This window comes from Burkholderia sp. Nafp2/4-1b (assembly GCF_003635165.1).
Taxonomy (GTDB): Bacteria; Pseudomonadota; Gammaproteobacteria; order Burkholderiales; family Burkholderiaceae; genus Burkholderia.
Genome location: NZ_ML058616.1, coordinates 129,652 through 149,212, shown reverse-complemented (window position 1 = coordinate 149,212; position 19,561 = coordinate 129,652). Strand labels below are relative to the sequence as shown.

At 68.8% G+C, this 19,561-nt stretch carries 17 protein-coding genes; 6 read left to right on the top strand and 11 right to left on the bottom strand.

Going from position 1 to position 19,561, the window contains the following annotated elements; genetic code table 11:
* Positions 1-145 precede the first annotated feature (145 nt).
* The 5 genes from metH to C7H84_RS23850 form a co-directional block, all read right to left on the bottom strand.
* Complete coding sequence (gene metH, locus C7H84_RS23875) at positions 146-2,863, bottom strand: methionine synthase (protein ID WP_162999349.1); 2,718 nt, start codon at positions 2,861-2,863, stop codon at positions 146-148.
* Positions 2,864-2,906: 43 nt separating this feature from the next.
* Positions 2,907-3,974 carry a homocysteine S-methyltransferase family protein gene (locus C7H84_RS23870; RefSeq protein ID WP_121861077.1) on the bottom strand — a complete coding sequence of 356 codons (1,068 nt, stop codon included), beginning with the start codon at positions 3,972-3,974 and terminating at the stop codon, positions 2,907-2,909.
* Between the two features lie 331 nt (positions 3,975-4,305).
* On the bottom strand, positions 4,306-4,563 hold the full coding sequence (locus C7H84_RS23865; RefSeq protein WP_069257692.1) for a DUF3567 domain-containing protein: 258 nt from the start codon (positions 4,561-4,563) through the stop codon (positions 4,306-4,308).
* 246 nt (positions 4,564-4,809) lie between these two features.
* Complete coding sequence (locus C7H84_RS23855; RefSeq protein ID WP_121861075.1) at positions 4,810-6,075, bottom strand: DUF3108 domain-containing protein; 1,266 nt, start codon at positions 6,073-6,075, stop codon at positions 4,810-4,812.
* A gap of 186 nt (positions 6,076-6,261) precedes the next feature.
* Positions 6,262-7,137, bottom strand: coding sequence for an IclR family transcriptional regulator (locus tag C7H84_RS23850; RefSeq protein WP_121861074.1), 876 nt, complete (start codon positions 7,135-7,137; stop codon positions 6,262-6,264).
* Positions 7,138-7,264: 127 nt separating this feature from the next.
* Here C7H84_RS23850 and C7H84_RS23845 point away from each other — a divergent pair, with 127 nt between their 5' ends.
* The 6 genes from C7H84_RS23845 (at position 7,265) to rfaE2 (ending at position 13,386) form a co-directional block, all read left to right on the top strand.
* Positions 7,265-8,257, top strand: coding sequence for a fumarylacetoacetate hydrolase family protein (locus C7H84_RS23845; RefSeq protein WP_121861073.1), 993 nt, complete (start codon positions 7,265-7,267; stop codon positions 8,255-8,257).
* Positions 8,258-8,427: 170 nt separating this feature from the next.
* Positions 8,428-9,255: an enoyl-CoA hydratase/isomerase family protein gene (locus C7H84_RS23840; protein ID WP_121861072.1), complete on the top strand. Its 828-nt coding sequence runs from the start codon at positions 8,428-8,430 to the stop codon at positions 9,253-9,255.
* Between the two features lie 79 nt (positions 9,256-9,334).
* The gene (locus tag C7H84_RS23835; protein WP_121861071.1) at positions 9,335-10,090 is read left to right on the top strand and encodes a PhaM family polyhydroxyalkanoate granule multifunctional regulatory protein; all 756 of its coding nucleotides are present in this window, start codon (positions 9,335-9,337) and stop codon (positions 10,088-10,090) included.
* Positions 10,091-10,114: 24 nt separating this feature from the next.
* A complete protein-coding gene (locus C7H84_RS23830) occupies positions 10,115-11,341 on the top strand; it encodes a patatin-like phospholipase family protein (RefSeq protein ID WP_121861070.1) in 1,227 nt (408 codons plus the stop codon).
* A 509-nt stretch (positions 11,342-11,850) separates the two neighbouring features.
* Complete coding sequence (locus tag C7H84_RS23820; RefSeq protein ID WP_121861069.1) at positions 11,851-12,729, top strand: ferritin-like domain-containing protein; 879 nt, start codon at positions 11,851-11,853, stop codon at positions 12,727-12,729.
* Between the two features lie 171 nt (positions 12,730-12,900).
* Positions 12,901-13,386, top strand: a complete 486-nt coding sequence (rfaE2, locus tag C7H84_RS23815) for a D-glycero-beta-D-manno-heptose 1-phosphate adenylyltransferase (RefSeq protein WP_059451616.1) — start codon at positions 12,901-12,903, stop codon at positions 13,384-13,386.
* Positions 13,387-13,402: 16 nt separating this feature from the next.
* Here rfaE2 and C7H84_RS23810 read toward each other — a convergent pair whose 3' ends face one another.
* The 6 genes from C7H84_RS23810 to C7H84_RS23785 all read right to left on the bottom strand — a co-directional run bounded on the left by C7H84_RS23810 (position 13,403) and on the right by C7H84_RS23785 (position 19,411).
* Positions 13,403-13,645, bottom strand: a complete 243-nt coding sequence (locus tag C7H84_RS23810; RefSeq protein ID WP_121861335.1) for a hypothetical protein — start codon at positions 13,643-13,645, stop codon at positions 13,403-13,405.
* 264 nt (positions 13,646-13,909) lie between these two features.
* Positions 13,910-14,698: a type III pantothenate kinase gene (locus C7H84_RS23805; RefSeq protein WP_121861068.1), complete on the bottom strand. Its 789-nt coding sequence runs from the start codon at positions 14,696-14,698 to the stop codon at positions 13,910-13,912.
* Positions 14,695-15,615 carry a biotin--[acetyl-CoA-carboxylase] ligase gene (locus tag C7H84_RS23800; RefSeq protein WP_121861067.1) on the bottom strand — a complete coding sequence of 307 codons (921 nt, stop codon included), beginning with the start codon at positions 15,613-15,615 and terminating at the stop codon, positions 14,695-14,697. The genes C7H84_RS23805 and C7H84_RS23800 overlap by 4 nt, the downstream gene beginning before the upstream one ends.
* A gap of 119 nt (positions 15,616-15,734) precedes the next feature.
* The gene (locus tag C7H84_RS23795) at positions 15,735-16,271 is read right to left on the bottom strand and encodes a hypothetical protein (protein WP_121861066.1); all 537 of its coding nucleotides are present in this window, start codon (positions 16,269-16,271) and stop codon (positions 15,735-15,737) included.
* A gap of 210 nt (positions 16,272-16,481) precedes the next feature.
* The gene (locus tag C7H84_RS23790) at positions 16,482-17,327 is read right to left on the bottom strand and encodes a tetratricopeptide repeat protein (RefSeq protein ID WP_121861065.1); all 846 of its coding nucleotides are present in this window, start codon (positions 17,325-17,327) and stop codon (positions 16,482-16,484) included.
* Between the two features lie 14 nt (positions 17,328-17,341).
* Complete coding sequence (locus C7H84_RS23785; RefSeq protein ID WP_121861064.1) at positions 17,342-19,411, bottom strand: bifunctional 2',3'-cyclic-nucleotide 2'-phosphodiesterase/3'-nucleotidase; 2,070 nt, start codon at positions 19,409-19,411, stop codon at positions 17,342-17,344.
* Between the last annotated feature and the right edge of the window lie 150 nt (positions 19,412-19,561).

The following is a 19,561-nucleotide window of genomic DNA, read 5'->3' as shown; positions in this document are numbered from 1 at the left end:
GCGTTCGCCCGAAAGCACGGCGTTGCAGGGACGTCGATCTCGATTATTGAGATTAGGTATCCTGATGAACTGAGCTATTGTGCGACGCGCCCCTGGATCGGGGGCGCGTGGCGATGGAAGCGGCGGGTCGCCGCGGTCGACGCAGTTACAACTGCGGCGCGAGCGCGCGGCGCGCGTCGTCGAGCGACAGCTGCATCCGCTTCGCGTAGTCGTCGAGCTGATCCTGCCCGATTTTGCCGACCGAGAAGTAGCGGCTGTCCGGATGCGCGAGGTAGAAACCCGACACGCTCGCAGCCGGCAGCATCGCCAGCGAGTCGGTCACGCTCATGCCGATCTCGTCCGCATGCAGCGCGGCGAACATGTCGCGCTTCACGAGGTGGTCGGGGCAGGCCGGGTAGCCGGGCGCCGGGCGGATGCCCGCATACTTTTCGGCGATCAGCGCATCGTTGTCGAGCGTCTCGCCGCTCGCATAGCCCCACAGCTCGCGGCGCACGCGGGCATGCATCGCTTCGGCGAACGCTTCCGCGAAGCGGTCTGCCAGCGCCTTCAGCATGATCGCGCTGTAGTCGTCGTGGTCGGCTTCGAACTGCTTTTCCTTCACGTCGACGCCGAGGCCGGCCGTCACCGCGAACATCCCGATGTAGTCGGCGACGCCCGATTCCTTCGGCGCGATGAAGTCGGCGAGCGAGCGGTTCGGGCGCATCACGCCGTCGACCACCGGACGCACGCTTTGCTGGCGCAGGTTGCGCCACGTGAGCAGCACTTCCGAGCGCGAGTCGTCGGTGTAGATCTCGATGTCGTCGTCGTTGACCGTGTTGGCCGGCAGCAGCGAGATCACGCCGTTCGCGGTCAGCCAGCGGCCCTGGATCAGGCGCGCGAGCATCGACTTCGCGTCGGAGAACACGCGGCGCGCCGATTCGCCGACGATTTCGTCGTTCAGGATCGCCGGGTACGGGCCCGCGAGATCCCAGGTCTGGAAGAACGGGCCCCAGTCGATGTAGTTCGCGAGCTCGTTCAGGTCGTAATTCTTGAACACGCGGCGGCCGATGAACTTCGGCTTCACGGGCTGGTAGCCGGCCCAGTCGATCTTCGTCTTGTTCGCGCGCGCGTCGGCGAGCGTGACCATCGGCTGCGCCTTGCGGTTCGCGTGCTGATCGCGGATGCGGTCGTAGTCGGACTTCAGTTCATCGAGGTACTTCGCAGCGCCTTCGTCCGACAGCAGGTTCGACGCGACCGACACCGAGCGCGACGCATCCGGCACGTAGACGACCGGGCCTTCGTAGTGCGGCGCGATCTTCACGGCCGTGTGCACGCGCGAGGTCGTCGCGCCGCCGATCAGCAGCGGAATCTTCTTCACGCGGAAGTAGTCGTCGCGCTGCATCTCGGACGCGACGTACGCCATTTCCTCGAGGCTCGGCGTGATGAGGCCCGACAGCCCGATGATGTCCGCGCCCTCGACCTTCGCCTTCGCGAGGATCTCGTTGCACGGCACCATCACGCCCATGTTGACGACTTCGAAGTTGTTGCACTGGAGCACGACCGACACGATGTTCTTGCCGATGTCGTGCACGTCGCCCTTCACGGTCGCGATGACGATCTTGCCCTTCGCGCGCACGTCGCCGCCCGCTTCCGCGAGCAGCCGCTTTTCTTCCTCGATGAACGGGATCAGGTGCGCGACGGCCTGCTTCATCACCCGTGCCGACTTCACGACCTGCGGCAGGAACATCTTGCCCTGGCCGAACAGGTCGCCGACGATGTTCATCCCGTCCATCAGCGGGCCTTCGATCACGTTGATCGGACGGCCGCCGGCCGCGTCGATCTTCGCGCGCACCTCTTCGGTATCCTCGACGATGAAGGTCGTGATGCCGTGCACGAGCGCGTGCGCGAGCCGCTTCTCGACCGGCTGGTTGCGCCACTCGAGGTTCTCTTCCTTCTTCGCGCCGCCCGCCTTGAACTTGTCGGCGATTTCGAGCAGGCGATCGGTGGAATCCGCGCGGCGGTTCAGGATCACGTCTTCCACGCGCTCGCGCAGCTCGGCGTCGAGATCGGCGTACACGCCGAGCTGGCCCGCGTTCACGATGCCCATGTCCATGCCCGCCTGGATCGCGTGGTACAGGAACACGGTGTGGATCGCCTCGCGCACCGGGTCGTTGCCGCGGAACGAGAACGACACGTTCGACACGCCGCCGCTCACCTTCGCGTACGGCAGGTTCTGCTTGATCCAGCGGGTCGCCTCGATGAAGTCGACCGCGTAGTTGTTGTGCTCCTCGATGCCGGTCGCGACCGCGAAGATGTTCGGATCGAAGATGATGTCTTCCGGCGGGAAGCCGACTTCGTTCACGAGGAAGTCGTACGAGCGCTTGCAGATCTCGGTCTTGCGCTCGTAGGTATCGGCCTGCCCGGTTTCGTCGAATGCCATCACGACCGCGGCCGCGCCGTAGCGGCGGATCAGGTTCGCGTGGTGGCGGAACGCTTCCTCGCCTTCCTTCAGCGAGATCGAGTTCACGATCGCCTTGCCCTGTACGCACTTCAGGCCGGCCTCGATCACTTCCCACTTCGACGAGTCGATCATGATCGGCACGCGCGCGATGTCCGGCTCGGATGCGATCAGGTTCAGGAAGCGCACCATCGCCGCCTTCGAATCGAGCATCGCCTCGTCCATGTTGATGTCGATCACCTGCGCGCCGTTCTCGACCTGCTGGCGCGCGACGGCGAGCGCCTCGTCGAACTGGCCGTTGAGGATCATCCGCGCGAACGCCTTCGAGCCGGTGACGTTGGTGCGTTCGCCGACGTTGATGAAGAGCGTCCCGGACGTGACGTTGAACGGCTCGAGGCCGGCAAGGCGCATCATGTGATCGGTCATGGCGGTGCGAATTCGTGTGAGGTAGGACGTTGATGCGGGCGGGTCAGGCGGCGTCGCTGTACTGGCTCGGCCAGCGGCGCGGTGTCACGTCGGCGAGCGCCTTCGCGATCTCGGCGATGTGTTCGGGCGTCGTGCCGCAGCAGCCGCCCGCGAGGTTCACGAGCCCGGCCTGCGCGAACTCCTTCAGGAGGCCCGACGTGACGTCCGGCGTCTCGTCGAAGCCGGTGTCGCTCATCGGGTTCGGCAGGCCCGCGTTCGGGTAGCACGACACGTAGGTGTCGCACAGCTTCGCGAGCTCGGCGATGTACGGGCGCATCAGCGCCGCGCCGAGCGCGCAGTTCAGGCCGAACGTGAGCGGTTTCGCGTGGCGCAGCGAATTCCAGAACGCCTCGACCGTCTGGCCCGACAGGATGCGGCCCGACGCGTCGGTGACGGTGCCCGAGATCATGATCGGCAGGCGCTCGCCGGTGTCCTCGAACAGTTCGTCGAGCGCGAACAGCGCGGCCTTCGCGTTCAGCGTGTCGAAGATCGTCTCGACGAGGAACAGGTCGACGCCGCCGTCGAGCAGCGCCTTCGCCTGCTGATAGTACGCGTTGCGCAGTTCGTCGAACGTGACGTTGCGCGCGCCCGGATCGTTGACGTCCGGCGAGATGCTCGCGGTTTTCGGCGTCGGTCCGATCGCGCCGGCGACGAAGCGTGGCTTGGCCGGCGTCGCATGGCGGGCGGCCGATTCGCGCGCGAGCCGCGCGGATGCGACGTTCATCTCGACGACGAGGTCTTCCATCCCGTAGTCGGCCTGTGCGACCGTCGTCGCGCCGAACGTGTTGGTTTCGACGATGTCGGCGCCGGCCGCGAAGTACTGGTCGTGGATCTCGCTGATGATCTGCGGCTGCGTGATCGACAACAGCTCGTTGTTGCCCTTGATGTCGCGCGGGAAATCCTTGAAGCGCTCGCCGCGATACGCGGCCTCGTCGAGCTTGTAGCGCTGGATCATCGTGCCCATCGCGCCGTCGAGGATCAGGATGCGCGATTTCAGCAGCGCGGGCAGTTCGGCGCCGCGCGTGTAGTGCGCGTCGAGCGGGGCGGAAGCGGCGAGAGGGGTCGCAGACATGGCGGAAGACCGGCGAAGACGGGAAAACCGCCATTGTAGCCGGTGCGCCGGGGCGCCGCCCGGCGTCGCGCGGCGCGGGGCCGGCCGACGCGGCATGCGGGTTGCCCGCGCGGTCCCGGTGCATGCAGCGGCGCGGGCCCGGTGCAGGCGCACGAGCGTTGCCTGCGCAACGAAGCCGCGGCCGGCCATGCACGCGCCGCGCACCGTTCGCACCGTTCGCACCAAACGAAAACCCCCGCCCGGCGAACCGGACGGGGGCATGGATCGGAGTGCGCGTAGTGCCGCGCTGATGCGCGGCGAATGGCCCGGCGACGCGCCGGGCCGCGGGTCGTCAGTGCAGGACGACGGGCATCATCATCAGGCTGTCGAATTGTCCGAGGAACTCGTCTACTTCATCGAGCGACGGTTCGTCTTCGATCAGTTGCTTCACGTGCGCGCGGAATCGTTCGGCGAGCTCGCCGTCGATGAAGATCTCGCGCTGCGCGTTCTTGTCGACGATTTCGTATCCACCGGCATTCATCAGGTGATGGCCGACCTGCGGCGCAAATTCGACGACGCAGTAATTGGGGCTGTTGTAGATCATTTGCATGGCGGCACTCCTCTTCGCAGTGGCATCTGGCCTTGTTGTCCCGTAGGTGGGGCGGGCCTTGCCGGTTTCAAGGGGCTTGCGCTGCACACCCCGTTCTCCCGTTTGCGTGGGGTGTATCGGGTTAGAAGCCGATGTCTATCAAACGTTCTTATTGTGAGCCGGTGTACTGAAATAGTTGTTAAAGAATGTCATCGGCCATTTTCGCGACATCTTTAATCGGTCGAAATTGCCGATTCGTCATGGTGGTTACGGCGTAGGCGCCGAGGCCGGTACTTGTGATGCAGGCGGTTGCACGGGCTGTGCCTGCTCCGCGGGCGATGCTGCGGGTGCGGACGACGAGGCTGGCGCATTTGCCGTGCCGCCCGCGGGTGCGCCGTCGGCCGGTGCGCCCGGCGGCGCGAGGCGGCCGTGCCACAGCAGCTCGATTTGCGCGCCGTTCGGTTCCGATTGTACGAGACGCGCGGGCAACCAGCCTAGCGACGGTGCAAGCCACATGTCGATGCGCCGCGTGTCGCCCGCGCGGCGCGGCAGCCGCATGAAGTGGCGTGCGCTGACGATGCCGGTCTGCGTCTGCACGTCCTCGTCGCCGATCACCGTGATCGGCCACGTCTCGCCGCTGTTGTTGTCGATCACGAAGAACTGTTGCGTGACGCCCGGCTTGTACGCAGACGGATTGCCGCGCAGCAGCCCCGACAACTGCATCAGCATGCTGAAGCGGTCCTGCACGCCGTCGGGCAGCGGCGCGTTGTTCGGCGTGCGCGTGAAGACGACCTGACGCATCTCGCGGTTGAAGATCGCGATGTCCTCGGGTCGCTTGCCGCGTTTCTCGACGTAGCGCTCGGGCGCGATGCCGAATGCGTCGATGCGGCCTTCGCTGCGATAGGTGAACGGCCCGACGAACGGCACGGGCATCGACACCGACAGATCGTAGGTGTGGCCGTCGGTGCGCCAATGGATCGTGCCGATCATGTTCTGCATCCCGTTGTAGAACGTGTCGTACTGCAGGTCGCCGGACGGCGCCGCCGCGAACTTCACGCCGCTCGTCGCGGGGCCCGGTGTCGCGGCGGTGCCCGCGCCGCTGCTTGCGTCGCTGCTCGCGTCGCCGGCCGATGCCGCGTGCGTGCCGGATGCGCCTGTCGTGCCGCTCGCGGCGGAGGCGGCGGCCGGCGGCGGCTCGCCGTGCTCGGCCGTCTGCGTCGATGCGAGGACCGGTTCCTGCGACGGCGCGGGCTTCGGGGCGGCCGCGGCCGGCTTTGCCGGGGCAGGCTCGGCCGGATGTTCGACCGGAGGTTCAACCGGCTTCGGCGCGGGCTGGCGCTCGATCGGCCGCGGCTTCAGCAACTCGATCTGCACCGGGATCTCGGCAGGTGCGGGCGGCGTGAACGCTTCGCGGTTGCGCGTCAGCCACAAAGCGGCGAGCGCGTGCAGCACCAGCACGACGACGAGCGCGATGCCCATGCGCAGCCAGTGGCGTGGCAAGGCGCGGCGAGGACGGGTATCGGCTGGCGGCATCGGCGAGACGGAACAGGGTTGGGGCGGTCGTGGCCGGGCGTGCGCAACGCGCGCCACACCGTGCGCCACACTCGTCGGACCGCCGGCTGCGCCGCGCGTTCGCGGTGCGGCGCGCGGATTTCGCGCGGGATTCGCACGCTTATCGTGCGCGTGCGCGTATCGTGCGCCTGTTGCGCGCGCCGCGTGTCAGGCGTCGCGCGCGTCCGGACTATAGCCGAGTTCGTAAGACAGTTTCTGCGCGCATGCGCGCAGCGCGGTGTCCATCTCGCCGCCCCACGCGATGTCGAACATGCCTTCCTGGCCGAGCGCGACGATCGCGAGTGCGAGTTCACCGACCGCATCGAACACCGGCATGCAGAACGCGTGGATCGTCGGCAGCAGCATCCCTTCGACGCGCGCGGCCTGATGCGCACGCACGTCGGCGAGCACCGCTTCGACTTCGTCGAGCGTGCGCGGACCGCCGTGATGCGGCGAGCGGCGCGTATCGGCAAGCTCGCGTTCGAGCATCGCCGCGGTCTTGCTGCGCGGCAGGTACGCGGCGAACAGCAGGCCCGTCGCGGAGCCGAGCAGCGGCATCACGTCGCCGAGCTTCAGCGACGCCTTCGCGGGGTGGCTCGATTCCATCCAGTGCACGATCGTCGGGCCCTGGTTGCCCCATACCGCGATGCCGACGGTCTGGTCGACGCGGTCGCGCAACTCGGTCAGCGCGATCCGCGCGAGCTTCACGCCGTCGACGCGTGCGAGCCGCGCGAGCCCCATCTGCAGCGCGAAGCCGCCGAGTTCGTAGCGGCCCGAGACGGGATCCTGCGAGACGACGCCGAGCCGCGAGAAGCTGACCAGATAGCGGTGCGCCTTCGCCGGGCTCATGCCCGCGCGCTGCGCGAGATCGCGCAGCATCATCGCGCGCGGCTCGCTCGTCAGCACGTCGAGCAGGCGGAAGCCGACCTCGATCGACTGGATGCCGGAGCGCAGCTTCTCGCCGCCTTCGCCGTGCTCGCCGGAGCTGGCGTCGTCGGTGTCGGAATCGGCGAGATCGTCGTCGGGAAGCGGGCTGGCGGGCATGGGCAACGGGGGCGCGGCAAGGCGGCAAGGGTCGGGTCGAAAGCGGCATGCACGATCATGGCGCGCCGCACGGATTCACCATCGTAAAATAGATTCCCTCCATCGTCACTACAACGGCAGATACCCCATGAAACTTGCATCGCTGAAGGACGGCACGCGCGACGGCCAGCTGATCGTCGTGTCGCGCGACCTGCACACCGCGGCAATCGCCGATGCGATCGCGCCGACGCTGCAGCGCGTCCTCGACGACTGGGCGTTCTACGCGCCGCAACTGCGCGACCTGTACGACGCGCTGAACCACGGCCGCGCGCGCAACGCGTTCGCGTTCGATGCGGCGAACTGCATGGCGCCGCTGCCGCGCGCGTTCCAGTGGGCCGACGGCTCCGCGTACGTGAACCACGTCGAGCTCGTGCGCCGCGCGCGCGGCGCCGAAATGCCGGCGGAGTTCTGGACCGATCCGCTGATGTACCAGGGCGGCAGCGACGATTTCCTCGGCGCGCGCGACGACATCGTGTGCCCGTCCGAGGAATGGGGCATCGACTTCGAGGCCGAAGTCGCGGTGATCACCGGCGACGTGCCGATGAGCGCATCGCCCGACGACGCGCTGAAGGCCGTGCGGCTCGTCACGCTCGTGAACGATGTGTCGCTGCGCAACCTGATTCCGGCCGAGCTCGCGAAGGGCTTCGGCTTCTTCCAGAGCAAGCCGGCCACCGCATTCGCACCGGTCGCGGTGACGCTCGACGAACTCGGCGACGAATGGCGCGAAGGCCGCGTGCACCGGCCGATGATCGTCCACTGGAACGGCAGGAAGGTCGGCCAGCCCGACGCGGGCACCGACATGGTGTTCCACTTCGGCCAACTGATCGCGCATGCGGCGAAGACGCGCAACCTGCGTGCGGGCGCGATCGTCGGCTCGGGCACGGTGTCGAACAAGGACGCGAAGCGCGGCTACTGCTGCATCGCCGAGAAGCGCTGCCTCGAGACGATCGAGCACGGCGCGCCGCAGACGGAATTCATGCGCTACGGCGACACCGTGCGCATCGAGATGTTCGACGCGGCCGGCAAGTCGATCTTCGGCGCGATAGAACAGGCGGTCGCACCGCCCGACGGCGCGGCCTGACGCATGAGCGACACTAGCGCGACACCTGCCGCAAAGCTCGCCGCGATGCGCGCTTGCGGCCCGTGCGCCGGGTTTCGCCCGATGTTTGCCCGCGCGGGCTTGGCTACACTCGATTCAGGCTTTTCAAACACTGCGTTTCACATGGCGTTTCAAGCACCCGGGAGCTGCGCATGGCCGATCTCGCCGCATACGGCGGTTACGAAGCACTGAAGGTGACGCGCCGCGAGCATGGCGTGCTCGACATCGTGATGAGCGGGGAGGGCGCGAACCGCAGCGGCCTCGCGACCGCGAACGAGCGCATGCATCGCGAGCTCGCCGACATCTGGCGCGACGTCGATCGCGATCCCGACACGCGCGTCGCGGTGATCCGCGGCGAGGGCAAGGGCTTTTCGGCGGGCGGCGATCTCGCGCTCGTCGAGGCGATGGCGAATGACTTCGACGTGCGCGCCCGCGTGTGGCGCGAAGCGCGCGACCTCGTCTACAACGTGATCAACTGCAGCAAGCCGATCGTGTCCGCGATGCACGGCCCGGCCGTCGGCGCGGGGCTCGTCGCCGGGCTGCTCGCCGACATCTCGATCGCCGCGAAGGACGCGCGCATCATCGACGGCCATACGCGGCTCGGCGTCGCGGCCGGCGATCATGCGGCGATCGTGTGGCCGCTGTTGTGCGGGATGGCGAAGGCAAAGTACTACCTGCTGCTGTGCGAACCGGTGAGCGGCGAGGAGGCCGAGCGGATCGGCCTCGTGTCGCTCGCGGTCGAGCCGGCCGACCTGCTGCCGAAGGCGTACGAAGTCGCGGAGCGGCTCGCGCACGGGTCGCAGTCGGCGATCCGCTGGACCAAGTACGCGCTGAACAACTGGCTGCGCAGCGCCGGGCCGACGTTCGATACGTCGCTCGCACTCGAATTCATGGGCTTCTCGGGGCCCGACGTGCAGGAAGGCATCCGCTCGCTGCGCGAGCGGCGTGCGCCCGAGTTCCCCGGCGACGCACCGTTCTGACGCGCGCTATCATCGAACCAAAGGCGGCCGCACGCGCCGTGTCGGCCGCTTCGCCCACCCAGTCAATCAGGACGCCCGTATGACGAACGATGCCTCCGGCTCCAATCCTTTCGCCGGCTTTGCCGGTTTCAAGCCCGCCGACATGCTCGACCGGATGTGGGACATGATGCGGATGTCGCCGTTCGGCGGGATGGCGTCGTTCCCCGGCGGCGCGTCGGGGCTGCCGCCGACGCTGTCGAGCATGTCCGACATGATGGCGCCGCTCACGAGCGTCGAGGAACTCGACAAGCGGATCACCGATCTGCGCGCGGTCGAGCAATGGCTCAAGCTCAATCTCGGAATGCTGCAGTCCGCGATCCAGGCGCTCGAGGTGCAGCGTGCGACGCTCGCGACGCTGCGCGCGTTCGGTGCGTTCGCGCAGAGCTCGATGTCGGCGGCCGAAGAAGCGGCGCTCGCGGCCGCGCAGGCGGCTTCCGCGCCGCGCGCCGATGCGCGGCCGGCACCGGATGCGGCGGCAGCCGCTGCTGCAGAGGCACCGCCGGCCGGCGATGCGCAGCAGGCGTTCGACCCGGCCGGCTGGTGGAACCTGCTGCAGGCGCAGTTCAACCAGCTCGCGAGCCTCGCGGTCGCGCAGCCGGGCGAGCAGCCCGCGGCGCCGGGCGATGCGTCGGCCGAGCCACCCGCGCCTGCGGCACGGGCGGAATCGCGCGCACCCGATGCCGCCGCCGCGCCCCGCAAGCCGGCTGCGAAGCGTGCGAAGCCGACCGGCTCGGCCGCGGCGCGCGCGGCTGCCGCGTCGTCGCCCGCAACGCGTCCGCCGAAGCGTTCGACGTGACGCGAACCGGATAGCAGGTCGATCATGCGGCTCGCGCTCGTTCTGATGGGGGGCGGCGCACGCGCCGCCTACCAGGTCGGCGTGCTGAAGGCGCTGGCCGAGATCGCGCGCGAGGCTGATCCGCACCGGCATACGCTGCCGTTCTCGGTGATCTGCGGCTCGTCGGCCGGTGCGATCAATGCGACGGCGATCGCGAGCCATGCGGACGATTTCTCGCACGGCGTGCGCCGGCTGCTCGAATTCTGGGAGCCGCTGCGCGCGGAATACGTGTATCGCACCGACTGGCTCGGCATCGCGGCGGCCGGCGCACGCTGGCTCGCGACGATGGCCTTCGGCTGGGCGGCGCGCCGCTCGCCGCGCGGGCTGCTCGACAACGCGCCGCTCGCGCACCTGTTGCAGCGCGAGCTGAGCTTCCACCGGATCGAGCAGATGCTCGAGAGCCGCCTGCTGCATGCGCTGTCGATCACGGCGCTCAGTTATTCGAGCGGCCGCCACCTGACCTTCTACCAGGCCGCCGAGCCGATCCAGGCATGGCGGCGTGCGCAGCGCACCGCGCGGCTCGTCGACCTGTCGGCGTCGCACCTGCTAGCGTCGTCGGCCATTCCGTTCGTGTTCCCGGCCGTGCCGCTGGTGCTCGACGGCCAGATCGAATACTTCGGCGACGGCTCGATCCGGCAGGTCGCGCCGCTGTCGCCGGCGATCCACTTCGGCGCGCACGGGATCATCGTGATCGGCGCGGCCGATCCGCGGCCCGAGATTCCCGCCGCGAACGGCTCGGGCCTCGTGCGCGGGTACCCGACGCCCGCGCAGATCGGCCAGCAGGTGCTGGCGAGCGTGTTTCTCGACTCGATCGGCTCGGACATCGAGCGCATCGAGCACATCAACCGGATGATCGAGCACCTGCCGCACCAGGTCGAAGTGGACAGCGGCTGGCGGCACGTCGACGTGCTCGCGATCGCGCCGTCCGAGCGCATCGAGCTGATCGCCGCGAAACACCTGAAGCAGATGCCGGCGACGATGCGCGGGCTGCTCGGCGCGATCGGCGGCAGCCAGCCGGCCGGCGCGTCGTTCGCGAGCTACCTGCTGTTCGAGGAAGCGTTCACGCGCGAGCTGATCGAGCTCGGCTACCGCGACGGGCGCGCGCAGCGCGACACGCTCGCGGCCTGGATCGCACGGGCCGACGGCGGGAGCGCGCCGGGGGCCGGCACGCCGCCGGAAGGCGATCGCGCGGCAGGTGAAATACGGGTCTGATACGAATCCGCGGCGCGCGGGTCGAGAGGATCCTCGAGACGTCGCGAATCAGACGCGGCTTACAAAACGGTTGCATTTTTGCGACGCTGCCTGCGACCGATCGCCGCAGCACCGTGGCGGCGCGCGACCGGCTGCGCGTCTCGGAACCGTCATGCACGCGTGATATCATGGCCGCCGCCGTATACACCATATCGAGCAGTCCGCCGGACCGGCGGTCGCACGGGAACCCGAGCGGGAACCGCGTGGCGTCGGGGCGGGCTCGCCAACGAGCCGGCCTGCACCGGCCCCCACATCAGGCACGCGCGGTCGGTTCCGTTCGAGCGGAGCGGGCGGCGGCGTGCCGCAAGGCGGCGACGCGGCCGCCCGGCTGCCGGACGCTGAATCTGCGTCCGGGGGCCGGATTCCCGCGTAAAATTAGAGTCTTGGCTGCAAAAAGCGCGCTCGCGCGCCGACGCGGCAACAGTCACGTTTAGAGAAGTCGCATTGCGCAGAACAGGGGTGGGACCATCATGAACACCATGCTTTATCCGGAACTTTACAGGTCGCTCGAAGCTGTCCGCTGGGACATGGAGAAGGACATTCCGTGGGACAAGTTCGACGCTTCACTGCTTACCGACGAGCAGGCGAAGACGATCAAGATGAACGCGATCACCGAATGGTCGGCGCTGCCCGCGACGGAAATGTTCCTGCGCGACAACCAGCACGACAGCGACTTTTCCGCATTCATGAGCGTGTGGTTCTTCGAAGAGCAGAAGCATTCGCTCGTGCTGATGGAATACCTGCGCCGCTTCCGGCCGGAGATGGTGCCGACCGAAGAGGAGCTGCACGCGGTGCGCTTCCAGTTCGATCCGGCGCCGCCGCTCGAAACGCTGATGCTGCACTTCTGCGGCGAGATCCGCCTGAACCACTGGTATCGCTGCGCGGCCGACTGGCACACCGAGCCGGTCATCAAGCACATCTACGAAACGATCTCGCGCGATGAAGCACGTCATGGCGGCGCGTATCTGCGCTACATGAAGAAGGCGCTGAACAACTGCGGCGACGTCGCGCGCGCGGCGTTCGCGAAGATCGGCGTGCTGATGGCGTCGGCGCGCCGCACCGAGAAGCCGCTGCACCCGACCAACCTGCACGTGAACCAGGCGCTGTTCCCGCGCGACACCGTGCAGTCGCGCCTGCCGGATCCGGAGTGGCTCGAACGCTGGCTCGACGAGCAGATCCGCTTCGACGGCGAGTGGGAAAAGAAGGTCGTCGAACGGATCCTGCACAACCTGTCGATCCTGTTCGAGCGCACGTTCGCGACCGCGCAGGAGCTGAACCGTTACCGCAAGGAAGTCACCGGCCGCCTGCAGTCCGAAGGCGGGCAGTCGTCGGCCGCGCAACCGGCCTGACGCCGGACGGCGTCGCAGCCGGCGTGAAGTGCCGCCGGCCGCGATCGCCGCAGTGTTTTCAAGCATGAAGCCCGCCTGGCCGTCCGGCGGGCTTTTTATCTGGTGCCGCCCAGTTCCGTCGCGACCGTCGCGACGGGCACCGCGCGCCGCTCACGCCATCCGATATTCATCATGTCTGCTACCTTCGAACGCAAGCTGATCACCCGCGACGCCCTGGTTGCCCTGCGCGCGTCGCTGCCTTCGCCCGTCGTGTTCACGAACGGCGTGTTCGACATCCTGCACCGTGGCCACGTCACGTATCTCGCCGATGCGAAGGCGCTCGGCGCATGCCTGATCGTCGGCGTGAACAGCGATGCGTCGGTGCGCATGCTCGGCAAGGGCGACGACCGTCCGATCAACCGCGAGGAAGACCGGATGGCGCTGCTCGCGGCGCTCGAAAGCGTCGACTGGGTCGTGAAGTTCGAGGAAAAGACGCCGGTGTCGCTGATCGAGGCCGTCCGTCCGGACATTCTCGTGAAGGGCGGCGACTACGACATGGACGCGCTGCCGGAATCGGCCATCGTGCGCGGCTGGGGCGGTCGTGCGCTCGCGATTCCGTTCGAGCACGATCGCTCGACCACCGCGCTGCTGAAGAAGGTGCGCGCGCAGCAGTCCTGATACGGGTGCCGCGCCGTCAACGCGCCGATGCCGGGAGCGGCTCGGCCGCGACGGCCGGCGCGGCGATCGGACCGCCGAGCACCGGTTGATCGGCCGCGTGCGCGAGCGGCATCGCGTGCAGCGCATCGGGCTGCACCTGTCGCGACAGCATGCCCGGTTCGCGCGGGCCGGCCGCCGGCAGCGGCCCGAACACGCCGCGCACGGCCACGAATGCGAGCAGGTTCGCGAGAAAGAGAACAGCGATCAGCCAGCGCAGCATCGTCGACACTCCTCGTCGTGGTTCGGTCGTTCAACCTTCAGTCGTTCAATCGTCAGTGGTTCAGCCGTTCAGCCGTTCAGCCGGGCCAGCCGGGCCAGCCGCATGACCAGCGTGGTTCGTGACAGCAGGCGATCGTGCGCAACCTGTGCGGCCCGCTGATTGCATGGGCGCAAGCCGCAGCGCTCCTGTTCCCATCCTCATCGTGACGCAGCCCGCAGCCGGGCATTCGTCGACGCGGCCGGCGTGATGCCGGCCGGTGTTTCGTCAATCCTGCGCCGCGGCTTCCGCGGCGATCAGCGCGAGCCCCGACAGGATCAGCGCATCGTGCCGCGTATGCGGCAGCGTCAGCGCGCGCGCGACGTCGTCCGCCGCACCGCCGGCCAGCACGAGCCGCACCGGTGCCTGCCACGCATCGGCGAGGTCGCGCCACGCGCGTTCGATCAGCCCTGCCTGCGCGTACAGGCAGCCGGCCGACAGCGAGCGCGGCGTATCGACCTGGAACGGCTCGGCTTGCGCGCCCGCGAGCAGGCCGCTTGCAATGTCGGTGGTGAGCGTCGGCAACTGCGCGGTGTGCGTGCCGAGCGCGCGCATCATCAGCGCCCAGCCCGGTGCGATCAGGCCGCCCGTGAAACGACCGTCCGCGCGCAGCGCTTCCAGTGTCGTCGCCGTGCCGAACGTCGCGATCAGCAGATGTTCGCCCGGAAACGCCGCGCGCGCGCCGATCAGGCCGGCCCAGCGATCGCTGCCGAGCTGGTCGGGCGTCGTATAGCCGTTCGTCACGCCGCATTGCGCGGGCCGCGAGCGGATCGTCGTGCGCGGCAGCCCCGGCCAGCGGGCGTCGAGCAGCGCGTCGAGCCGTGCAGCCACATCGGCGCCCGCGACGTTCGAGATCCACGCGCGATGCGGACGCGGCAGCGCAGACCAGTCGGGATCGGGGCCGCCGTCGCGCGTATGGCCGAATGCGCCCGTATCGACGAGCGTGCGCTGCGCGTCGGCGAGCGCCCACTTGATCCGGCTGTTGCCGGCGTCGATGAGCAGATTCGGTTCGCTCATTGCGCTTCGCGCAGCGATACGTCGCCGGCCGCGATCGCCTGCACGCCGTCGGGCGTGTCGAGCAGCAGCTGGCCGGTCGCGTCGATGCCCGTCGCGATGCCGCGCACGCGCTCGACGCCCTGTTCCAGCAGCACGACCTCGCGTCCCGCATACGCGTGTAGCGCGTGCCAGCGCGGCAGGAACGGCGCGAGGCCGTCGGTGCCGAACTGCGCGAGTGCCGGTGTGAGCGCGTTCAGCGCCGCGGCGAGCGTATCGGTGAGGTTCGCCGATGCGCACGCGGCCGACAGCGCGGCCGGCGGCAGCCCGCTCGCGAGCGAGGCTTCGCGCGCGCGCAGTGCGTCGACCTGCGCGGCGACGGCTTCCGCGCCGCGCACGTTGATGCCGAAGCCGATCACGACGGCGGTTGCGTCGGCGGTGGTCCACACGGTCTCGATCAGGATCCCGGCGAGCTTGCCGACGATGTGCGACGTGCCGTCGTCGGTGGCCGTGAGCAGCAGGTCGTTCGGCCATTTGAGCGCGACGCGCGTGCGGGCGTCGAGCGGCAGCGCGGCGAGCCCTTCGGCGAGCGCGACGCCGATCGCGATGCTGAGGCCGCCGAGCGCGTCGACGGGGCGCGGCACGATGCAGCCGACCGAGCACAGCAGCGCGTTGCCGGGCTGCGCGAACCACGGGCGGCCTTGCCGGCCGCGGCCGGCCGTCTGCTCGAACGCGACGCGCACGACCGGTGCGGGCAGCGCGCCGGCGTTGCGCGGCAGCGCCTTGAGGCGCGATGCGACGTCGGCGTTGGTCGAGCCGGTAGCGGCGACGATGTCGAGCGGCCACGCGCGCGGCGCGGCATCCAGGTGCGCCTCGAGCCGGTTGCGCGCGATGTGCGCGTCGCCGGAGTCGGGCGTGTCGGAGGAGGTGGGGGCGTTCATGGCGCCTATTGTAGCGACAGGGGGCGGCGGCCGGCGCCGGGCCGTGCGCACGACAGGCGGGGCGCGGTACGGCGGCCCGCCCGCCCGTCCGCCCGCGAGCCGCGCCGCCGCCATGCCGGTCAATGCTTGTCCATCTGTTCCAGCGCGTTGAGGTCTTCCTCGGTCGTCATTTCGCAGGCCAGCAGCGTGTTGCCTTTCAAGGCCGGGCCCTGACGGGCCGAGACGAGGATCAGCGCACCGCCCGGACCGCGGACGTTCAGGCGGCGGGAATAGCCGACGGACGACGCGCCCAGCAGGTGGCCCTTCTCGGGGGTGAGCTGGTAGCGTTTGGCGAGCTCGCCGGCGACTTCACCCTGCACGAGCACGCCGATTCCGGTCGCGACGAACACGACGTGCTGCGTCGTGAAACCGTCCCGGTGGATCGGCTCGGGCAGACGATAGACCGCGGCGCCGAGCATCGATTGGTCCGGTTTCGGATCGGCCGCCTTCGCGCTCTGGTAGATCGAGTCCATCAGATCCGACGTGAATGGCGGCTTGCAGAGCGCGGCGTTGAAGATGTCGGGCTGGGCGGGCGGCGCGGCGAGCGCGACGAACGGAACGGCGGCGGCGACGGCGGCGCCGAGGGCGGCGCGAAGGCCGGACAGGCGATGCGACATGATGAAGTCCTCTCAGGTTTTATTGTGACTGCGAGGCTGCATGTTAAGGCATCGCCGCATGCCTATCGATCGTCGTGGATCGACAGGATGGCTGCGCGGCGACCGGTGCGCCAGCCCGCACCCGCGCATCGATGCCGCTTGCGGGCTCAGGCGCGTGGCGCAGGCTGCCGTTCTACCGGCTCCCCCCGCGCTTGCGCCGGAGCAGTGCCGTCACGGCGCAACCACCGGATGCTTCAACGCATGCGCGGTCTCGATCCACTGCGCGTGGAATTCGTCCGCGTCGGGCTTGAGCCCCAGTTCGCCGTTGCGATACGCCATCGCGAGCGTCTGCACGGCTTCCGGCAGCTCGTGTTCCGCCGCCCGGCGATACAGCGCGAGCGCGCGCGCCTCGTCGCGCGGCACGCCGCTGCCTTCGCGGTACGCGTTCGCGAGCATGAAGTCCGCAGCCGGGATGTCCGCGCGCGACGCGAGCTCGAACCAGTGCGCGGCCTGCACGGGATCGGCGGCAGTGCCGTAGCCGCTGCGATAGATCAGCCCGAGGTAGTACGCGGCGGCTGGATCGCCGCTCGCAGCCGCTTCGCCGAGCAGCGTGCGCGCACGCCCGTAGTCCTTCGGGATGTCGCCGCTGCCGAGCAGCAGTGCCTTTCCGAGGGCGAGCTGCGCGCGTCGCGCGGCCGGCGTTTGCGCATTCGCGTCGACCTGCGCGGCGGTTTCGAGCCAGCCGCGGCCCTCGTCGCGCAGCCCCGGCTCGTGCGCGTCGACGAGCGCGATGCCGAGCGCCGCCTGCGCGTCGCCCGACCCGCGCCGTGCAAGCGTGCGCAACTGCGCGAGCGCGTGCGGCTCGACAGCCTGCGTGACCATCGCCTGCCATTCGTCGAGCTGCGCGGCGCTCGGCGCGGGGCCGGCGGCACGCCAGCCGGTCGCCGCGGCGACGGCCGCGACCGTCACAGCCGCCGCCGCGAGCAACGCGGCGGGCGGGAGTTTCGCACGCAGCAAGCGCCGCGCGGCGGCGGTGAAGCCGGCCTCGGCCGGCCGCATCGTCCGGATCGGTTGCATTGCGGGTCTCATGGTCATTGCGTCAGGTCGATCTCGTAGATGGCGAGGTTCTTGCCCGAGCCGTCGTCGGCCGCGACCTGCGTGAGGCGGCTCAGGCCGGCTGCCGCCGCGTCGCCGAGGCGGTTCGGCGCGGACGTGAACTGCACGTGGGCGACCGAGCTCGCGAGCTTCGTGAAGCGCCAGCTGCGTTGCGCGCCGTCGGCCGCGCGCGTGATCGCACCGCGCTTCTTGATGAACGCGATCAGCACGTCGCGGTTCGCGTCGGGCGACGCGAAGATCGTCTTGCTGCCGTCGAGCCCGGGGAAGTTGCCGCCGCCGCTCGCGCGGTAGTTGTTGGTCGCGACGATGAACTGCGCGTTCGGGTCGATCGGCGCGCCCTGGTACGTGAGGTTCCGGATCCGGCTGCCGACCGGCTGCGTGACGTCGATCTCGTACGCGAGATCCGCCGACGTGAACATGTCGAAGTTGTAGCCGGGGAAGCTGCTGACGAGCGGCTGCACGGTCGCCTTGGTGGGGTCGATCGTGTTGAAGCGCTTCGCGGCCGTCTCGAGCCAGTTCTTCACGTCGCTGCCGCTCACCTTCACCGCGTACACGGTGTTCGGATACAGGTACAGGTCGGCCGCGTTGTTGATCGCGAGCGCGCCCGGCGCGACGTCGGTGTAGTCGCTGCCGCCGCCGAAGCCGCTCTTGAACGGCGCGCTGACCGACAGCACCGGCAGCGACGCGTATTGCGGCAGGTTCGCCTGCACGTAGGTCTTCACGTAGTCGGCCTGCGCCTCGTTGACGATCTGGATCGCGCCCGGATCGCCGACGTCCGCGAAGTACGAGTTCATCCGGTAGTCGGTCGAGCCGATCGGCGTCTTCACGTAGTCGATCGTCGCCTGGTGTTCGGCGGCGATCGCGGCGGACACCGACGGATCGGCGGCCACGTAGCTCTTGTCCGCGTTCTGGATCGGCCGCGCTTCGACGGTCGTTTGCGACTTGTCGACGTTCCACGCGTTGCCGTCGAACTTCAGGCCGAGCTTGATCACGCCGAGATGCTTGCCCCAGTAGTTGGCCATCACGGTCGGCACGCCGTTGACGGTGCCCTTCGCCTTGTCGACGCCCGGCAGGTTGAACTGCGCGACAGTGCTGTTCGCGTCCGGGAACACCTGGTGCGAGTGGCCGATCAGCATTGCGTCGATGCCCGGCACCTTCGACAGCCACCAGCTGCCGTTTTCCATCGTCGGCGAGTATGCGGAATTGTCGAGGCCGCCGTGCGAGATCGCGACGACGAGATCGGCGCCCTTCGCGCGCATCTCGGGAACGTACTTCTCGGCCGCTTCCTTCAGGCCGGTCGTGTAGACCTTGCCGTCGAGCCAGCGCTTGTCCCAGCTCATGATCGCGGGCGGCGTGAAGCCGATGATGCCGATCTTCACCGGCGCGCTGACCGTCTTGCCGTCGGGCGTGACGGCCGTCACCGTGCGCGTCAGGATCGTGTACGGCGCGAACAGCGGCGCGTTGGTCTTCGCGCTGATCACGTTCGCGAGCACCTGCGGGAAGCTCGGGCCGGCGCACCTCTTCTGCTGCGCGGGCGCCGGCAGCCCGTCGACGTCGAATGTGTTGCCGGTCACCTGCGACAGGTACGGCAGCCCGTAGTTGAACTCGTGGTTGCCGATCCCGCCGCCGTCGAACTTCGCGGCGTTCATCACCTTGTAGATCGCGAGCGTCTGGTCGCAGCCGAGCGGCTTCACGAGCGCCTGGTAGTCCGACAGCGCGGTGCCCTGGATCGTGTCGCCGTTGTCGAGCAGCAGCGTGTTCGGGTACTGCGCGCGTGCCTGCGCGATCAGCGTCGACACACGCTCGAAGCCGAGCGACTTGTCGGCGGCGAGCTTGAAATAGTCGTACGACAGCACGTTGGTGTGCAGGTCGGTCGTTTCGAGCAGCGCGAGCGTGGCGGTCGTGCCGGCGGGCGCCTGCGCGTCCGTCCGCGACGACGGCGGTGCGGTGACGTCGTCGCCGCCGCAGCCGGCGAGGACGAAGGCGAGGCTGGCGAGCGCTGCGGCGGTGCCCGCGCGGCGGCGGGAAAGCGTGGGGAGACGCATCGATGGTCCTGTTCGGTGTTCTGTTTTATGAGCGAGGTGCGCGGCGGGATGGCGGCGCGGGTGCCGACGGCCTGATGTGCGGCGCGTGAGAGTATCGAAAGGAAACGTGACGGAAGAATGAAAGGTCGCGCGCCAGGCAGCGTCAGGCAA